Source organism: Mycobacterium gordonae, assembly GCF_002101675.1.
GTDB lineage: Bacteria > Actinomycetota > Actinomycetes > Mycobacteriales > Mycobacteriaceae > Mycobacterium > Mycobacterium gordonae.
Genome location: NZ_LQOY01000077.1, coordinates 1 through 13,546, shown reverse-complemented (window position 1 = coordinate 13,546; position 13,546 = coordinate 1). Strand labels below are relative to the sequence as shown.

Sequence of the window (13,546 nt, the reverse complement as noted above, 5' to 3'; positions counted from 1 at the left end):
GGTCGGTGCCGCCCACCCCGCCGGTGCCGCCCGTCCCACCGGTGCCGCCGGCCCCGCCGGTGGCCACGGCGATGCTTGTCGGGTAGGTGTTGGAGACGCTCGCGACGCCGCCGGTGCCGCCGACGCCGCCCGTCGCGCCGGTGCCGCCGGCGCCACCGGTTCCGCCGGCGCCTCCTTGCCCGCCCGCTCCGCCGTCGCCGAACAGCATGCCCGCGCTGCCCCCGGCGCCACCGTGGCCGCCGGCTCCGCCGACGCCGGCGGCGCTTGCATCACTACCGACACCGCCCATGCCGCCCTGGCCGCCGGCACCCCCGGTGGCCACATAGAGGCTGTTGCTGGTTCCCGAGGATCCTGCGCTGCCGCCGGTGCCGCCCGCGCCACCCACCTGGCCGGTGGATCCAGCATGGCCGACCGAACCGTCGCCGCCGACGAATTTGCCTGGGCCACCCGATTGTGCGTTGCCGCTGGTTCCGGTGCCGGCGGTGCCATTGTTCGGAGTGGTCAGCCCGGTGCCGGCCAGCCCCGCACCACCCTGCCCTCCGGCGCCGCCACTGCCGACGAGGTTCGCGCTGCCGCCGGCACCGCCATTGCCTGCGGCCCCGCCGTTGAAGCCGGCTACCGCTGCGCCGCCGTTGCCCCCGGCGCCGCCGTTGCCGAATAGCCATCCACCGGCGCCACCCTGGCCGCCCGGCGCGCCGTAACCTCCACCGCCGCCAACCCCGCCGTTGCCGAACAAGCCGGCGTTGCCGCCGTTGCCGCCTTCGAGTCCGGAGGAGCCCGGCTGGGTGTAGCCGGCTCCGCCGTTACCCCAGAGCAGTCCGCCGTTGCCGCCGTTCGGACTCGACGCGCTCCCGTCTGCTCCATTTCCGCCGATCAGTACGCCGAACAGTTCCAGTCTGGGGTCGGCCGCGGCAAAGCTGAGGGAGTTGGTCGCCTCGGCGGTGGCGTAAGCCGCCGCGCTTGCGTCCAAGGTTTGGACGAACTGGTCGTGGAAGGCCGACAGCTGTCGGCCCAGCGCCTGAAATGTTCGGCCGTGTGCGCTGAACAGCTCGGCAATCGCTGCCGAGATTTCATCAGCGCCGGCCGCCAGGATGCCGGTCGTGGAGCCCGCGGCCGCCGCCCGTGCGGCGTCGATCGATGACGCGATCGTGGTCAGATCGCCGACGGCTACCCCAACTACGTCCGGGGTGGTCAAGAGATACGACATCACTTGCAACCTTCTTCGCCCGCAGAGCCGAATCAATCGTCACTGAATGTTTTATACGATAATGAAGAAATCTTCAACCTATGTGCGCCGGTCGGCGCGGTCACGATCCGCACGTCTGCTCCCACCCGTCGCTGACGGGCGGACGATGCATTCGATTCGGTGCCCTTCGCATGCACCACTCCTGACCGCAGCGAGTAGCCTCACGCCTTGTGGAGGCCGGGGAGCACGCCGCGTCACAGCGCGAGATCTCGTCGGAGATCGCTGCTATCGCGACCGACTATCAGGGCGGCGGCGGTGTCGAAGTCATGCCGCGCCTGGACTACCCGCCGTACCGCAGCAGCATCCTTCGCCACCCGGAGCATCCCCTGGTCTCCGTCGATCCCGACGAGATCGAATGCTGGTCACCGTGTTTCGGTCATCAGGACGTCGATCCACTTGACGCCGACCTGACGGCCGGACACCCGGGGGAACCGATCGGGGAGCGCATCATCGTGACCGGACGCCTGCTGGACGGCGACGGGCGGCCCGTCGCCGGGCAGTTGCTCGAGATCTGGCAGGCCAACGCCAGCGGCCGCTACCGCCACCACGGCGACCAACACCCCGCCCCGCTGGACCCGAATTTCACCGGCGCCGGCCGGTGCCTCACCGGGCCCGACGGTTCCTACCGCTTCAAGACGATCAAGCCGGGCCCGTATCCGTGGCGCAACCACCACAACGCGTGGCGGCCGGCCCATATCCACTTCTCAGTGTTCGGGACTGCTTTCACCGATCGCCTGGTCACCCAGATGTACTTTCCCGGCGACCCACTGTTCGGATTGGACCCGATCTTCCAGTCGGTGCTTGATCCGGTTGCGCGACAACGGCTCGTCGCCGACTACGACCACGACGTCACCGAACCGGAGTATGCAACCGGCTACCGGTGGGACATCGTCTTGAGCCGATGACTCAAACACCGTGCACCCCAGGGCAAACGGTCGGGCCGTTCTTCGGCATCGGCCTGCCGTTCTCGCGTGACAGCGAACTGGTGTGTAACGAATTCCCGGGCGCCGTCGAGCTGCACGGCACGGTGTACGACGGTGCCGGAGCCGGAGTGCCCGACGCGCTGGTGGAGATCTGGCAACCCGACAACGCCGGGCGAATCCCGCAGGCGTCCGGCTCACTGCGGCGCGACGGTTGGACGTTCACCGGCTGGGGCAGGTCGGCGACCGACGCGCAGGGGGGCTACGCCTTCACCACGGTGCCCCCCGGCCCGACCAGCGCCGGGGCGCCGCCGTATTTCGTCGTCGCCGTTTTCGCGCGGGGCTTGCTGCATCGCCTTTTCACGCGCGCCTACCTGCCCGATGCCGACCTAGAGACCGTCGCGGAGCTGGCCGGGCTCGAACCGCGACGGCGCAGGACCATGTGCTGTCTCGCCGAAACCGGTTCGGGCCGAGCGCGATACCGTTTCGATGTGCGTCTGCAAGGTCCCGGCGAAACGGTGTTCCTGGCCTACCGGGGTGATCGGGCATGACCAACCTGCTGTGGCCCGGTGACGAACGCGCCGGCGAACACATGACCGATCAGGCGCTCTTGCAGGCCATGGTGGCGGTGGAGTCGGCATGGCTGAATGCTCTGGGTGCTGCCGGACTGGCCCCCGTGGCGGGGGCCGATCTGCGGCATCTGGTGGCGGAGCAGGACCGCGAGCACCTCGCCGTCACCGCCGAGGACGGCGGCAATCCGGTGGTCGGGGTGGTGGCCCTGCTGCGCCACCGCGCGACGCCGGCGCTCGGGCCGTGGATCCACCAGGGACTGACCAGCCAGGACGTCGTCGACACCGCCCTGATGCTGGCGCTGCGCGGCGTCATCGTGCAATTGGGTGCCCAGTTGGCAACGCAGATCGAGACGCTGTCCGCCCTGGCCGGCATGCACCGCCGCACACCCATGGTGGCCCGCACCCTGACCCAGCACGCCGCACCCATGACATTCGGCGCCAAGGTAGCCGGCTGGCTCAATGGCGTTCTCGACGCCCACGACCGGCTCGCCGCCCTGTCCACTCCGGCTCAGTTCGGCGGTGCGGTCGGAACATGGTCGGCCACCGTGGAATTGGCCACCGCGCGCACCGGCACCGACGATGCGGCCGCGCTCGCCGAACGGGTCGCACGCACTGCGGCAACGACTTTGGGACTCGACTATCGAACGCCCTGGCATACCGCACGCGGACCGATCACGGCCGCAGCCGATGCGCTGGTGGCGTGCACCGACGCCTGGGCCCGGATCGCCTCGGACATCGTCACGCTGACCCGCCCGGAGATCGGTGAGTTGAGTGAACCCGCCCGCGCGGGACGCGGGGGCTCATCGTCGATGCCGCACAAGCGGAATCCGGTGTTGTCTATCCTGATCCGGCGTGCCGGGATAGCGGCACCGCCGTTGGCCGCCACGTTGCATCAGGGCGCCGCGCTGGCCAACGATGAGCGCCCCGACGGGGCCTGGCATGTCGAGGGCGACACCCTGCGCACCTTGGCCCGACGGACTCTGGTGGCGGGTTCACAATGCGGTGAGTTGCTGACCGGGTTGCGGGTGGACACCCGGCGAATGGCTGAAAACCTGCGTATGACAGACACTCTCGGTGAGCAGCGGGCCATCGCCGAGCTGACCGGGGCAAAGCCGTCACCGACGTACTTCGGCGCTGCCGACAGGTTGATCAACGAGAGCCTGCAGCGAGCCCGCGGCACAGTCGCGGATTAGCCGGGCTTCTGCGCGACGATGACCACCGCGGCCAACCGCTCGCGGTGTTTGCGGAAGGTGCCCCGCATCGCCAGCACGCGCTTGCGGGCGTCGTGTTGGGTGAGCACATTCTTGGCAAATTTCATTGTGCCCCAGAGTCCTTCGTCGGCGATCAGCCGTCGCGGCGCCAACAGTGCCATCGGGGCCGTTGCGACGTGCTGCACCACCAGCCCGTGACCGGCCAGCAGCTCCGACCACTCCGCGACCGTCAGGGGACGCGCATTGACCTTGATCGCCCGGGCCAGCGACTGCCGCACCTCGGTGCCGATCTCCTCCGGTAAGTCGTCCGGCGTGAGGGCCAGCTCGTGGATCGCGTAGCGGCCCCGCGGGCGCAGCACCCGTGCCGCCTCGGCGACGATGGCGTGCTTGGCCGCATCGCTTTGCATGGTCAGCATCGCCTCGCCGATCACCACGTCGGCACTGGCCTCAGGCAGGCCCGTGTCGGCCGCATCGGTGACCTTGACGTCGCCGTGGCCGGCGACGACACGGCGTACTCGATTGGCCGCGTCCGGGTCTGCCTCCGCGCCAACATAGGACCGGGGACCCCGGGCGATGATCTCCGTCGCGGTCCGGCCCAGCCCCGGAGCCAGCTCGAGCACGTCGGCGTTGGTCACCTCGGCGCGAGCCAGCAGGGTGCGGGTCAACTCGACGCCACCGGGTCGCAGCACCCGCTTGCCCAGCCTGGCCAGCAGCCAGTGGCCAGGAACGTGGGCATCGTCCCGGCCGGACAGGGGAAGCGGTTCTTTTTCGGCGGTCATAGTGGTGGGTGTGCTGCACTGTAAGGTAGCGCAGCCGGCGTAGCGGCTGAAAACACTCCCCGATTTGTACAATTCTACTTGTGTAAACTTGCTAGTCCACGCCCCACGCGCTGGGAAAGGGTGAGTGACTCGCTATGGCAGATCCTGATCCGGGGCCGGAGTCGACCGGTCGCCGTCGCGCGGTGTTACGGATTCTGCGCTCGTCCCAGGTGCCACTGAGCATCGTCGAGATCGCCGGGAAGCTGCATGTGCATCCCAACACGGTGCGTTTCCACCTGGACACCCTGGTCGGTGAGGGCCGGGTGGAGCACGTGCGGCCGACCCGGCGCGGCCCCGGACGCCCGCCGCTGATGTTCCGGGCCGTGCAGCAGATGGACCGCGAAGGCATGCGGCAGTACCGGCTGCTGGCCGAGATCCTCGCCATCGGCCTTGCGGCCGAACCTGATTCGGATGCCCGGGCCGTGGCCACCGGCCGGGCGTGGGGTGAGCGGCTCGGACCACCCGGGCCGGACCCCGACGCTGAGAAGTCCATCGCCCACCTGATGGGCGTTCTCGACGATCTGGGCTTCGAACCCGAACTCCGTGCCGCCGGCGGAGGGCAGCAGCTCGGACTGCGACACTGCCCGTTCCTCGAACTCGCCGAGCGGCAATCGAGCGTCATCTGCCCCGTCCACCTCGGGCTGATGCGCGGCGCTCTGGAAACCTGGGCGGCGCCGGTCACCGTCGAGCGGCTGGAAGCGTTCGTCGAACCGGACCTGTGCCTGGCCCACCTGGTGCCGGCGGGAGCGCGACAGTGAACGCGGGACGCGCCACGGAGGTGGCCACCACGTTCGTCTGGCTCGGCATGGTGCTGGCGATCTCGTTCCTGGAAGCGCCGCTGAAGTTTCGGGCGCCCAACGTGACGCTGCAGATCGGCCTGGGCATCGGCCGTCTGGTCTTCCGTGCGCTGAACACCGTGGAAGTCGCGTTCGCCTTGGTCATCGGGGCGTTGTTGGTGGCTGGCCCGACTCCGCAGCGCATCCTCGTGGCGTTCTCGGTCGCCGCGATCACCCTGGCCGTTCAGCTCATCGCGGTGCGGCCCCGCCTGACCCGGCGATCCGATGAGGTGCTGGCCGGATTGGATGCACCGCGCTCGCGGGCCCACTACGCCTATGTCGGCTTAGAGGTGGTCAAGGTTGTGGCCCTGCTGGTGGCGGGGATACTGCTACTGAACAACTGAAAGGTGAGGGCCATGGAATCCATTTCGCTGAACGAGCTGGCATCCGAGAAGCTGGCCGAGGCCCGCAAGACCCACAGCGGCCGGGCGGCCCACACCATCCACGGTGGCCACACCCACGAACTGCGCCAGACCGTGCTCGCCCTGCTGGCCGAGCACGAGCTGTCCGAACACGACAGCCCCGGTGAGGCGACCTTGCAGGTGCTCGAGGGTCATGTCCGTCTCACCGCCGGCGACGATGCCTGGGAGGGGAAGACCGGCGATTACGTGGTCATCCCACGGGTGCGGCACGCCCTGCTCGCGGTGCAGGACTCGGTGGTGATGCTGACCGTGCTGAAGTCCCAGCCCGGCGCTTCGCATTGACCGCACTGGCCACGCCCTGGTCGCGAGACTTCGGCTTGCGGGTGCCGATCGTCAACGCGCCGATGGGAGGGGTCGCGGGAGGCCGGCTGGCGGCGGCTGTGACCGCGGCCGGCGGGCTGGGAATGGTTGGCATGGGCAGCGCCGCGACCCGCGTGTCGCTGGCAGCCGAATTGCGTTACGTGCGGGGGCGGTTCGGCATCGGATTGGTGGATTGGGTGATGCGCGCGCAGAGTGGGCTGTTCGAGGATGCGCTGGCCGCCGGTCCGGCGCTGCTGTCGGTCAGCTTCGGTACCGACTGGTCCTGGGTCACCGCCGCGCACGACGCCGGAATCGCAACCGCCACACAGGTTTACGATGCCGAAGGAGCCCGCCGCGCGGCGGGAGCCGGCGTCGACGTCCTGGTCGCGCGGGGAGCCGAAGGCGGCGGGCACGGCGAGGTCCGGCTGGCAACCCTGCCGTTGCTGGACGAGGTGCTCGACGCGGTGTCCGTTCCGGTGCTGGCCGGTGGCGGCGTTGCCTCACCCCGAAGTCTGGCCGCCGTCCTGGCCGCCGGGGCCAGCGGGGCGTGGGTGGGTACCCGGTTGGCGGCCTGCCCGGAGGCGCTGACCGGCGGCGCGAGCCGTCAGGCCCTGATCGCGGCGGCGGCGACCGACACCCGGGTCACCCGCGTATTCGACGTCGCCGCGGGACTTCCGTGGCCGCAGAGATTCCCGTCGCGGGTGCTGACCGACGAGTTTGTCACGCGCTGGACCGGTCGCGAGGAGGAGCTTGCCACCGACCCGGCGGCGGGGGCCGGGCCGTTGGCGCCGGTCGACGCCGGCCAGGGGGTCGGGATGATTCGCGACGACGCCACGGTGGCCGACGTCATCGAGGCCTTGAGTGTGGGAGCGCAGAGTTTGCTGGCGCGCTGGTCCTGATACTTTTCCGGCACCGTCGCGTTGACACGCTTCGTCAAACGTTCGTGAGGACGACGCAACACCGGGGCGGTCCGGGCCGCAGCTGAGTGTCCGGGCCGTGCGGCGCCAACGCGTCGGATACGCCGGTGATCAACGCGTGGTTCATGTTGCAGGCCAGGGCCGTCTGTTCGCGAGCCAGCGCGTGGAACGGGCAGTTGGCCATCTCCACCTCGCCCTGCGTGCGGCGGGGCTCGTATCCGTGCTGGCGGAGCAGGGTCAACATCACCTCGAGTGCCGCCGCGGCGTCCGACGGGCGGGTCGGGGCAAGGCCGATCGTCCGCCCGTAGTCGTAGGCAAGTGCGTTCAGAACTTCGACGACGGGTTCGCCGCTGTCGGCCGACCGCGCGATGGCCGCGGCCATCAGCCGGCCGGCCAACTCGTATTCGCGCTGGGGAAGGCTCACCGCGATATCGCGGCCCGCCCTGCGGTAGAGCTTTGAGGTCCGCCCGGCGCCGGGGCCGGATCGACCCGTGACCCGCGCGTATTCGGTTTCCAGCAGGCCCTCGGCCGTGAGCCGGTCGAGGTGAAATTTTGCCTGGTGATGCGGTATCTCCACAGCATCGGCCGCCTGGTCGCGGCTCACTGGGCCGGCCTGCGCGCACACGAATTGGTAGAGCTGGTAGCGCACCGGGTCGGCCAGTGCGCCGATGCCCGCTGCAGCGCGCTCGAGCGAGTCCGCATCGTCCACGTAGTGCCCATTTCTAACAGACAAAAGACTTGACGCTACAGTGTACCCATTCTAACTTTTAAGTTATTGTCTGTTAGAGATGGGAGACACCATGAGTGGTCCATCAGTCACTGCGACCGGCGGTCTGGGAGCACGGTTGCGGGACCCCGCGTACTCGGCTTACCTGCTCCTTCGCACGGTGTTCGCCGTCGCGCCGATAGTTTTCGGGCTGGACAAGTTCTTCAACCTGCTGACTCATCCCCATCACTGGAGCATGTATCTGGCAAGTTGGATCAACGACATGGTCCCGGGAACCGCTGATCAGTGCATGTACCTGGTGGGAGCGATCGAGATCCTGGCCGGCGTGCTCGTCGCGGTGATGCCGCGAGTCGGTGCCTGGGTGGTCGCGGCCTGGCTGGCCGGCATCATTCTCAACCTGGTCACCGGACCCGGTTTCTACGACGTCGCGTTGCGGGACTTCGGTTTGCTGGTTGGCGCTGTCGCGCTCGGCCGGTTAGCACAGGGTGTGCATGGCGGCACTATCGGGCGGCACTGATCGAGCGCGTTACACCCCGCGCAGATAGCGCTTGGCGATCACCCGCTGCGCCACCGCGACGAACGGCCTGCCGAGTTTGCTATACCAGGTCGCCGGTCGGGAGAAGGCCGACACCTCGGCATAAACCGCGTCGGTGTTGGGGTCGTAACGAACGGCGAAGCGCTCTTCGCCGGACGCCGGGTGGCCCGGTAGCGTGCCGTAGGCGAAGCCACGAACGTCGGGCTCCTCGACCACGTACACCACCCGGCACGGGGCGCGCAGCACCCCCAGCATCTTGACGACCACCACCGTAGAGACGCCGACGGTGTCGGTGCTAGCCGTCACCCGCAACCCGGCGCCGCGTTGCATGCCCCAGTGCATGACTGCTTTGGCGGCCTTTTCGAAGCGGTCCCGCCCGGTGCCGATCTGAGCCGAGACGCTCATGTGGTCATACCCCGGCGGGAGTTGATCGGCGGCGGTCGCGCCTACTTCCTGATAGGTCAGCTGCTGCTGGGCGAGCGTGCGCAGGTCCACCTGGCCCAGCTTGCCACAGGCGCCGATCATGGTGGCGAAGTCCGGATTGCCGGAGTTGCCGAATCCTGTTGTGGATTCGCTATTCCCGGGTCGGCGCACGGCTTCGGCGAAAGCGGGTGGTGTCGGACGCTGATCGTTGACCGGTCTGCGGGCGCGGGCCAACGGTCATCCAGCGCTTCGCCAGGCGATTGCGTAGGGGCTGAATTATGGGGCTGACGCCGAGGTCCGAGTCGTTCGTATCGGTCGCGTGGATTGGCTGTCCGGCGATCGGCATCAGACCGGGTGGGGAAGAGGCCATCGTGCGCCGGTTCGTCGCTCCGGTGGTCGGCTGAGCATTGCGGACGCGCGTACGTTCGGAAGGGTGGCTGCACACGTATCGGAGAAGTTCACACTCGGTAGTGACCTGACGGTCAATCGGCTCGGCTTCGGCGCGATGCGCCTGACCGGTGCAGGCGTGTGGGGCCCTCCCGCCGACCGCGACGAGTGCGTGCGAGTACTGCGGCGCGCGGTCGAGCTCGGCGTCAACTTCATCGACACTGCGGACTCGTACGGTCCCTACGTCTCCGAGGAGATCATTCACGAGGCGCTGCACCCCTACAGCGGGCTGGTGATCGCCACCAAAGCCGGCCTGCTGCGCACCGGCCCCAATGTGTGGATCCCCCTTGGCAATCCGAGTTATCTGCGCCAGGAATGCGAGATGAGCCTGCGGCGTCTCGGTGTCGAGACCATCGACCTCTACCAATTGCACCGCATCGACCCCGACTTTCCGCTGGCCGATCAACTCGGCGAATTGGTCACGCTGCAGGGCGAAGGCAAGATCCGCCACATCGGTCTGTCGGAGATCGACGTCGATCAACTCAACGCCGCGCGTGAGATTGCGCCGATCGTGTCGGTGCAGAACATGTACAACCTGACCTCCCGCAAGGCCGAGCCGCTATTGGACGCGGCGACCACCCAGGGCATCGGCTTCATCCCGTGGTTCCCGTTGGCGTCGGGCCCGCTAGCCGCGCCGGACGGTCCGCTGCAGAAGATCGCCGCCGCACATGGTGCGACGCCCTCGCAGCTGGCGCTGGCCTGGCTGCTCAAGCGGTCGCCGGTGATGCTGCCGATCCCGGGCACCTCACGAGTGGCGCATCTGGAAGAAAACGTCGCCGCCGCCGGCATCACCCTGACCGACGAAGAATTCGAGGCATTATCGGCGGCCGGTGCCGCGCAACAAACGGCCTGACTGCAGGCATCGGCCTACCGAATTAAATTCTAGTAATTGGTTGAATTTCGAACACCATTCTGGAATGTATAAATGCTTTAAAGCACTTTGGTAAAAACGGAAACAAATGGCCGTTCTATTGCGCACAATAACTTCTGCCCGAATCGGGAACGAGGCGCAACCGGGAGGCCGCGATGTCGTTTGTCGTTATCACGCCGGAGATATTGAGCACTGCCACAGCAGATCTCGCGGAGATCGGTTCCGCGCTCGCTGAGGCCAACTCTGCGGTGGCAGCGCCGACAACGAAGTTATTGGCAGCTGGCGCCGACGAAATTTCGGCGGCCATCGCCGACTTATTCGGAGGGCACGCCGAGGCCTACCAGGCGGTTTGTGCCCGGGCTGCCGCCTACCATGCTGAATTCGTCCGAATATTGAACGCCGGCGCCATATCGTATGCGGGCGCCGAAGCCGCTAATGCGTCGCCGTTGCAGATGCTGGAGCAGCAGGTCCGCGGTTTGGTGAATGCGCCGACCCAGACGCTGCTGGGCCGTCCGCTGATCGGCGACGGTGTCAACGGGGGCCCGGGACAGGACGGCGGCGCCGGTGGTCTGCTGTTCGGCAACGGTGGACGTGGTGGTGACGGTTCGCCCGGCCAGGCCGGCGGCAATGGCGGTGCCGCCGGGCTGATCGGCACCGGCGGCGTCGGCGGTATCGGCGGCGCCGGCGCGCGGGGCGGCAACGGGGGCTCCGGTGGCTGGCTGTTCGGCAATGGCGGCGCGGGCGGCCAAGGTGGATCGGGCCTCGCCAATATCAACGGCGGCAACCCGGGCCTCGGCGGCAATGGTGGTAGCGCCCTGCTGTTCGGTAACGGTGGAGCTGGGGGGCAGGGCGGTACCGGCCTGACCGGACTGGACGGCGTGAATCCGGTCATAAGTGGGACCGGCGCTACGGGCACCCCGGGAACCAACGACATCGTGGACGGGGTCAACGGCAATGTGACTGCCGGTCCCGGCGGCACCGGCGGTGACGCCGGCGTCGCCGCTACCGGCGGGACCGGGGGTAGCGGGGGCGCGGCGACTCTCTCCAATGGCGTTGGAAACAGCGTCGGCGGGCCCGGCGGTACCGGGGGCGAAGGAGGCAACGGGGGCACGGGCGGGATAGGCGGCCCCGCGTCCGCCTCGGATGGTTTCGCGTCAGGAGGTAACGGCGGGTTCGGCAACAATGCCGCCGCTCCCGGCGGCTCGGGTGTTAGCGGCGGTGAGGGGGGTGCCGGTCTGAGCGATGTCGGTGGTTTCGCCGCCGGCGGTGCTGGCGGAGATGGCGGCAACGGTGCGGCCGGCACTTCCGGCGGTACTGGAGGCAGGGGTGCCGCGGGAGGGAACGGCGGCAACGCGGGTCTGCTGTTCGGTAACGGCGGCGCCGGAGGCGTCGGCGGCACCGGTGGCGTCGGCGGTCAGGGCGCAACTGGCGGTCTTGGCGGTCGCGGCGGTGAAGGGGGCCTGGCCGCGGCAGCTAATGACGTGGCCTTCGGCGGCTCGGGAGGAATCGGCGCGGACGCCGGCGCCGGAGGTACCGGCGGCGCCGGCGGAGCGGGCGGCGACGGCGGCAACGGGGGCCGCGGCGGCTTGTTGGGCGGCGACGGCGGCAACGGCGGTATTGCCGGCCTGGGTGGGGCCGGCGGCGTGGGCGGCCTTGGGGGCGCAGGTGGTGACGGCGGCATCGGTGGCGCAGGCTTGAGCACCGTCAGCGGCACGGGTGGTACCGGCGGCGACGGCGGTGATGGCGGAATTGGCGGGACGGGGGGCGCTGGAGGTGGCAGCGGCACCGGCGGATTCGGTGGCGACGCAGGATTGCTGTTCGGCGACGCCGGAGTGAACGGCACTGCCGGTGCGGGCGGCGCCGGTGGGGCCGGCGGCAGCGGCGGTGCATTCGGCGCCGGCGGCAAGGGCGGTATCGGCAATTCGACCAACGGGTTCGACGGCGACGACGGGCTGTCCGGCGTCCAGGGGGCTTCGGGACAACCCGGTTAGCGTGGCCGCTTTGTTTCCGGTCGCGGATCGGCCGACCGACTCGAGCGGTCCGTACCAGCTTCCCGCAAAACGCTGAAAAAACGCGGCCGGGCAGCGCACAATACGGCTGCCTGAATTCGGGATCGGGCCGTGTCTGGGAGGCTGGATGTCTTTTGTGATCGCTAACCCACAGTTGTTGACTAGCGCGGCAAGGGATCTGGCAAATATCCGCGCCGCGCTCGCGGCGGCCAACGCATCGGCCTTCGCCCCGACGGCCGAGGTGCTGGCGGCTGCGGCCGACGAGGTCTCGACGGCGATCGCGACGGTATTCGGCGGGCACGCGCAGGCCTATCAGGCCGTCAGCGCGCAGGGGGCGGCGTTTCATGCTCAGTTCGTGCAGGCGCTCGGTGCCGGTGCCTTGGCGTATTCCGCTGCCGAGTCCACCAGCGTCGACCAACTCCTACTCGGCGTGGTCAATGCACCCACCCAGGCGCTGCTGGGCCGCCCACTAATCGGTGACGGGGCCAACGGCGCCCCGGGCCGTAACGGCGGCGCCGGCGGATTGTTGTTCGGCAACGGCGGACGCGGCGGTGACGGGCTGCCCGGACAGGTGGGTGGCAACGGCGGTGCGGCGGGCCTATTCGGAAGTGGTGGTGTCGGGGGTCAAGGCGGGGCAGGCGCGGCCGGCGGTAAAGGCGGCAGCGGCGGCTGGCTGTTCGGCAACGGCGGCGCCGGCGGGCAGGGCGGGACTGCGCTCGCGGGCATCAACGGCGGTAATCCAGGACTGGGCGGGCACGGCGGCAACGCGCTGCTGTTCGGCGACGGTGGTGCCGGCGGGCAGGGCGGCACCGGCCTGGCGGGGGCCAACGGGGTGAACCCTGTGATCAGCGGTCAAGGCGCCACCGGAGTCTCCGGCACGAACGACTCAGTATCAGGTGGCGCGTACGCGACCGCAGGGGGGACCGGCGGCGACGGCGGTCTCGGCGCCACGGGTGGCACCGGAGGCAAGGGTGGCATCGCCAATTCGACACTGAGCTTTGCAGCCGGCGGCAACGGTGGCATCGGTGGCGCCGGCGGTAATGGAGGCGCCGGTGGTGAAGGCGGCTCTGCGTACGCAGGGGGCGGTGCTGCTGTCGGCGGTAGCGGCGGGAACGGCGCCGTCGCTCAAGCATTGGGCGGCACGGGGGGAACTGGCGGTAATGGTGGTGCCGCGACGGCTGTCGGATCGAGCAGCCAGGCCGGTTACGGCGGTAACGGAGGAGACGGTGGAACCGGCGCGTCGGGCGGCGCGGGGGTGATCCTGCAACCGGCGCACCGCCTCGATGAAGCGG

General features: G+C 69.1%; 15 protein-coding genes. 11 read left to right on the top strand and 4 right to left on the bottom strand.

Annotated elements, in window-relative coordinates; all coding sequences use genetic code 11:
* Positions 1 to 1,207, bottom strand: a 1,207-nt coding sequence (locus AWC08_RS39025; RefSeq protein ID WP_142283542.1) for a PE family protein, incomplete at its 3' end; no start/stop codon positions are given.
* Positions 1,208 to 1,416: 209 nt separating this feature from the next.
* On the opposite strand from AWC08_RS39025, the gene pcaH reads away from it, so the two are divergent.
* Genes pcaH through AWC08_RS12230 form a run of 3 tightly spaced genes read left to right on the top strand, consistent with a single transcriptional unit; the run spans position 1,417 to position 3,931 of the window.
* A complete protein-coding gene (gene pcaH / locus AWC08_RS12240; protein ID WP_069434134.1) occupies positions 1,417 to 2,151 on the top strand; it encodes a protocatechuate 3,4-dioxygenase subunit beta in 735 nt (244 codons plus the stop codon).
* Complete coding sequence (gene pcaG / locus AWC08_RS12235) at positions 2,148 to 2,717, top strand: protocatechuate 3,4-dioxygenase subunit alpha (protein WP_069434133.1); 570 nt, start codon at positions 2,148 to 2,150, stop codon at positions 2,715 to 2,717. Before pcaH ends, pcaG begins: the two co-directional genes overlap by 4 nt.
* A complete protein-coding gene (locus tag AWC08_RS12230) occupies positions 2,714 to 3,931 on the top strand; it encodes a lyase family protein (protein ID WP_069434132.1) in 1,218 nt (405 codons plus the stop codon). Before pcaG ends, AWC08_RS12230 begins: the two co-directional genes overlap by 4 nt.
* Here the strand turns inward: AWC08_RS12230 and AWC08_RS12225 are convergent.
* Positions 3,928 to 4,728: a class I SAM-dependent methyltransferase gene (locus AWC08_RS12225; protein ID WP_069434131.1), complete on the bottom strand. Its 801-nt coding sequence runs from the start codon at positions 4,726 to 4,728 to the stop codon at positions 3,928 to 3,930. The two genes, AWC08_RS12230 and AWC08_RS12225, sit on opposite strands and share 4 nt — an antisense overlap.
* Positions 4,729 to 4,862: 134 nt before the next feature.
* Between AWC08_RS12225 and AWC08_RS12220 the strand changes: the two genes are divergently transcribed.
* Genes AWC08_RS12220 through AWC08_RS12205 form a run of 4 tightly spaced genes read left to right on the top strand, consistent with a single transcriptional unit; the run spans position 4,863 to position 7,224 of the window.
* Positions 4,863 to 5,525: a helix-turn-helix transcriptional regulator gene (locus AWC08_RS12220; protein WP_065131953.1), complete on the top strand. Its 663-nt coding sequence runs from the start codon at positions 4,863 to 4,865 to the stop codon at positions 5,523 to 5,525.
* Positions 5,522 to 5,947: a hypothetical protein gene (locus AWC08_RS12215; protein ID WP_069434130.1), complete on the top strand. Its 426-nt coding sequence runs from the start codon at positions 5,522 to 5,524 to the stop codon at positions 5,945 to 5,947. The genes AWC08_RS12220 and AWC08_RS12215 overlap by 4 nt, the downstream gene beginning before the upstream one ends.
* Before the next feature lie 12 nt (positions 5,948 to 5,959).
* Entirely contained in the window at positions 5,960 to 6,307 is a 348-nt protein-coding gene (locus AWC08_RS12210; RefSeq protein ID WP_069434129.1) for a cupin domain-containing protein, read from the top strand.
* The gene (locus tag AWC08_RS12205; protein ID WP_264075431.1) at positions 6,304 to 7,224 is read left to right on the top strand and encodes an NAD(P)H-dependent flavin oxidoreductase; all 921 of its coding nucleotides are present in this window, start codon (positions 6,304 to 6,306) and stop codon (positions 7,222 to 7,224) included. The genes AWC08_RS12210 and AWC08_RS12205 overlap by 4 nt, the downstream gene beginning before the upstream one ends.
* A gap of 34 nt (positions 7,225 to 7,258) precedes the next feature.
* Here the strand turns inward: AWC08_RS12205 and AWC08_RS12200 are convergent, their stop codons facing one another.
* On the bottom strand, positions 7,259 to 7,951 hold the full coding sequence (locus AWC08_RS12200; RefSeq protein WP_065131950.1) for a helix-turn-helix transcriptional regulator: 693 nt from the start codon (positions 7,949 to 7,951) through the stop codon (positions 7,259 to 7,261).
* A 91-nt stretch (positions 7,952 to 8,042) separates the two neighbouring features.
* Here AWC08_RS12200 and AWC08_RS12195 point away from each other — a divergent pair, with 91 nt between their 5' ends.
* Entirely contained in the window at positions 8,043 to 8,486 is a 444-nt protein-coding gene (locus AWC08_RS12195; RefSeq protein ID WP_069434140.1) for an Rv2617c family stress response/phage resistance protein, read from the top strand.
* 9 nt (positions 8,487 to 8,495) lie between these two features.
* Here the strand turns inward: AWC08_RS12195 and AWC08_RS12190 are convergent, their stop codons facing one another.
* A complete protein-coding gene (locus AWC08_RS12190; RefSeq protein WP_065131968.1) occupies positions 8,496 to 8,999 on the bottom strand; it encodes a DUF1990 family protein in 504 nt (167 codons plus the stop codon).
* 361 nt (positions 9,000 to 9,360) lie between these two features.
* Here AWC08_RS12190 and AWC08_RS12185 point away from each other — a divergent pair, with 361 nt between their 5' ends.
* The 3 genes from AWC08_RS12185 to AWC08_RS12175 all read left to right on the top strand — a co-directional run.
* Positions 9,361 to 10,227: an aldo/keto reductase gene (locus tag AWC08_RS12185; protein WP_167544957.1), complete on the top strand. Its 867-nt coding sequence runs from the start codon at positions 9,361 to 9,363 to the stop codon at positions 10,225 to 10,227.
* 173 nt (positions 10,228 to 10,400) lie between these two features.
* On the top strand, positions 10,401 to 12,236 hold the full coding sequence (locus AWC08_RS12180; RefSeq protein WP_069434128.1) for a PE family protein: 1,836 nt from the start codon (positions 10,401 to 10,403) through the stop codon (positions 12,234 to 12,236).
* 145 nt (positions 12,237 to 12,381) lie between these two features.
* Positions 12,382 to 13,546: PE family protein (locus tag AWC08_RS12175; protein WP_142283541.1), on the top strand; the 1,165-nt coding region annotated here is incomplete at its 3' end.

Coding starts and splice junctions, on each gene's coding strand:
- AWC08_RS12195 (WP_069434140.1), top strand. CDS start 8,043: ATGAGTGGTCCATCAGTCACTGCGACCGGCGGTCTGGGAGCACGGTTG.
- AWC08_RS12180 (WP_069434128.1), top strand. CDS start 10,401: ATGTCGTTTGTCGTTATCACGCCGGAGATATTGAGCACTGCCACAGCA.
- AWC08_RS12225 (WP_069434131.1), bottom strand. CDS start 4,728: ATGACCGCCGAAAAAGAACCGCTTCCCCTGTCCGGCCGGGACGATGCC.
- AWC08_RS12230 (WP_069434132.1), top strand. CDS start 2,714: ATGACCAACCTGCTGTGGCCCGGTGACGAACGCGCCGGCGAACACATG.
- pcaG (WP_069434133.1), top strand. CDS start 2,148: ATGACTCAAACACCGTGCACCCCAGGGCAAACGGTCGGGCCGTTCTTC.
- AWC08_RS12210 (WP_069434129.1), top strand. CDS start 5,960: ATGGAATCCATTTCGCTGAACGAGCTGGCATCCGAGAAGCTGGCCGAG.
- AWC08_RS12220 (WP_065131953.1), top strand. CDS start 4,863: ATGGCAGATCCTGATCCGGGGCCGGAGTCGACCGGTCGCCGTCGCGCG.